The organism is Micromonospora echinofusca, assembly GCF_017614955.1.
Lineage (GTDB): Bacteria > Actinomycetota > Actinomycetes > Mycobacteriales > Micromonosporaceae > Micromonospora > Micromonospora echinofusca_A.
In genome coordinates this window covers 1-2,686 of sequence record NZ_WVUH01000563.1, presented here as the reverse complement: position 1 = coordinate 2,686, position 2,686 = coordinate 1, and the positions used below count along the sequence as shown (strand labels likewise).

The window sequence follows — 2,686 nt, the reverse complement described above, 5'->3', positions numbered from 1 at the left end:
CCGCATCCCCATGCCCCCGCACACCCCGCACGGCGGCGCCGCGCGCCACGACGACGACCCGGCCCGTACGCCCAGCCGGCTCTTCCAGCGCGGCTCCTGGCCGGAGGCCCGGTTCGTCGCCGACGTCCTGCGCACCGAGACGGTCGGTGGCGCCCTGCTCCTGCTGGGCGCCGTACTTGCCCTGCTCTGGGCCAACTCGCCCTGGTCCGGTTCGTACGCCGCGCTCAGCGGCTTCGTCCCCTGGCCCGGTGGAGCGGCGCTGCACCTGGACCTGAGCCTGGCGAAGTGGGCCGCCGACGGGCTGCTCGCCATTTTCTTCTTCGTCGTCGGCCTCGAACTAAAACGCGAATTCGTGGCCGGCGACCTGCGTGACCCGCGTCGGGCCGCGCTGCCCGTGGTGGCGGCCGTCGGCGGCATGCTGCTGCCCGCGCTGATCTACGTCGGGGTCACCCTCGGCTCCGGCGGGGAGGGCCTACGCGGCTGGGCGATCCCGACCGCCACGGACATCGCCTTCGCCCTCGCCGTGCTGGCCGTGATCGGCTCGCACCTGCCCCAGGGGTTACGGGCCTTCCTGCTCACCCTCGCGGTCGTCGACGACCTGCTGGCCATCACGATCATCGCGGTCTTCTACACCGCCGACTTCCACCCGCTGCCCCTGCTCGGCGCGCTCCTGCCGATCGCCGCCTTCGCGCTGCTCGTCCAGCGCCGCAAGACCTGGTGGTGGGCCCTCATCCCGCTCGCCGTCCTGGCCTGGACCCTGATGCACGCCTCCGGGGTGCACGCCACCGTCGCCGGGGTCCTGCTCGGCTTCACCGTTCCGGTGCTGCGCCGCAGGGGCGACGGGCCGGGCCTCGCCGAGCGGCTGGAACACCGCTGGCGACCGGTCTCGGCCGGTTTCGCCGTACCCGTCTTCGCGTTCTTCGCCGCCGGGGTCTCACTGCGCGGCACCGACCTCGGCGCGGTCTTCACCGACCCGATCGTGGTCGGGGTGATGACCGGTCTGGTGCTGGGCAAGAGCGTCGGGATCTTCGGTTCCACCTGGCTGCTCGCCCGGTTCACCCGGGCCCGGCTGGACGACGACATCTCCTGGTCGGACCTGCTCGGGGTGGCCCTGCTCGCCGGCATCGGGTTCACCGTCTCGCTGCTCATCGGCGAACTGGCCTTCGGGCCGGGCAGCCCCGCCGACGACCGGGTCAAGGCCGCCGTACTGGCCGGGTCACTGGCCTCCGCCGTACTCGCCTCGATCGTGCTGGTCCGACGTAACTCCGTGTACCGGCGCATCCACGAACGGGAGACCCGGGACGACGACCAGGACGGCGTACCCGACGTCTACCAGCGGCGACCCGGCGCACCGCAGTGAGACGGGCGCGGGATGGCACCGGTGACGGTCCCACCCCGCGCCCGGCCGGGTCGTCCGACGTGCCGCCGGTGTGCGCGCCCCGTCGCCGTTCCCGTCCGCGTCCCTGCCACCGGACCCGGCCGACCGGGTCCGGCCGTCACCGGTGGCGCTCCGGCCTCCGGTCCTGCCCGGTCTCGTCGACCAGCGCCTCGGAGAGGTCCTCGGTCAGGTCGTCGCCGGGTACCGCCACCGCCTCGGCCCGGTCCTGCTCGTCCGGGGTGGCCCGGTCCGGCGGCTCCGGAGCGGTGGCGCCCCCCGCGAAGCCGTACTCGTTCGGTTCGTCGTGCCGGCGCATAGGTTCGTCCTTCCGGTCGGCGCGGACCGCCCGGTGGCGGTCTGTCCCGGTTGGTTCATTCCCGGCAACGCCCCGGATGACACCCGGCACCCCCGGCCCTGCCACTGCCGGTCCGGCGACCGCTGCCAGCCCGGTTGCCGGGGCTGTCGGTGCGGCGTCCGGTCTGGTTGCCACTGCCGGGGCCGCTGCCGCCGAGCCCCAGGGCGGTGGAGAGGCCGAACCGCAGCGCCACGACCACCACCACGACCGCCAGCGCGGGCAACGCCGGCCGGCCGGCCAGCCGGAGCAGGCCGGCCGCCATCAGCAGATCCAGCAGTACCCGCAGCGCCAACCGCCACGAGCCGGTACCGACCAGGGTGACCAGCGCCGACCCCAGCGCGGCAGCGGTGAGCGCGTTCACCAGCGTGGTCACCGTGGCACAGGCGTGTCGGGCCGTACCGGTGGTCCGGTGCCCACCTGCCGCTGCTCCTGTTCGATCTCGCGGCGGAGGAAGAAGTTCAACGCGGTCCGGATCGTGGCGATCGCCGCCAGCTGACCGATCTGGGCCAGGGTCGGCGACACCGCGGTGCGCAGGATGTCCGCCGCGAGCTGGAACTCCAGGCCGAGGGTGAGGAACCGGCCCAGGGACAGCCGGATCGGGGTGAACACGGCGGCGTCGCGGTGCCGCAGCCCGGCCACCACGAACCGGGTCGCCGCCCAGGCCGCCCCGACGAAGATCACCACCGCGCCGGCGACCTCCACCAGGGCGACGAGGATCTCGTCACCCCGGCGCAGGATCTCCCCGGACGGCACGGCGGCGGGTACCCGGCACCGGGCCCGGTATGCCACGGGTGTTAGGAAGGGGCCCCTCCTCTACCGAAAACGAGGCGGTTTCTGGGGGTCGTCGCAACACCTGATGGCTTATGTGGTTGTCAGTAGATCACGCAGACGCTCGGCTGGGTTGTCCCAGCCGAGCGTCTGTCGTGGGCGGCCGTTGAGTTCCTGGGCGACGT

General features: G+C 73.4%; 4 protein-coding genes. 1 reads left to right on the top strand and 3 read right to left on the bottom strand.

Features of this window, described 5'->3' with window-relative positions:
- Positions 1-10: 10 nt before the first annotated feature.
- Positions 11-1,360, top strand: a complete 1,350-nt coding sequence (gene nhaA, locus GSF22_RS32730; RefSeq protein ID WP_208817778.1) for a Na+/H+ antiporter NhaA — start codon at positions 11-13, stop codon at positions 1,358-1,360.
- Between the two features lie 136 nt (positions 1,361-1,496).
- On the opposite strand, the gene GSF22_RS32725 is transcribed toward nhaA, so the two are convergent.
- From GSF22_RS32725 to GSF22_RS32715, 3 genes are read right to left on the bottom strand one after another with little or no spacing between them, the layout of a single operon-like run.
- Positions 1,497-1,694 carry a hypothetical protein gene (locus GSF22_RS32725; protein ID WP_208817776.1) on the bottom strand — a complete coding sequence of 66 codons (198 nt, stop codon included), beginning with the start codon at positions 1,692-1,694 and terminating at the stop codon, positions 1,497-1,499.
- A 55-nt stretch (positions 1,695-1,749) separates the two neighbouring features.
- Positions 1,750-2,106 (bottom strand): hypothetical protein, encoded by a 357-nt coding sequence (locus tag GSF22_RS32720; RefSeq protein WP_208817775.1) that lies wholly within the window; start codon positions 2,104-2,106, stop codon positions 1,750-1,752.
- Positions 2,103-2,486, bottom strand: coding sequence for a DUF1622 domain-containing protein (locus tag GSF22_RS32715; protein WP_208817777.1), 384 nt, complete (start codon positions 2,484-2,486; stop codon positions 2,103-2,105). Before GSF22_RS32715 ends, GSF22_RS32720 begins: the two co-directional genes overlap by 4 nt.
- Positions 2,487-2,686 lie beyond the last annotated feature (200 nt).

Coding starts and splice junctions, on each gene's coding strand:
- nhaA (WP_208817778.1), top strand. CDS start 11: ATGCCCCCGCACACCCCGCACGGCGGCGCCGCGCGCCACGACGACGAC.
- GSF22_RS32725 (WP_208817776.1), bottom strand. CDS start 1,694: ATGCGCCGGCACGACGAACCGAACGAGTACGGCTTCGCGGGGGGCGCC.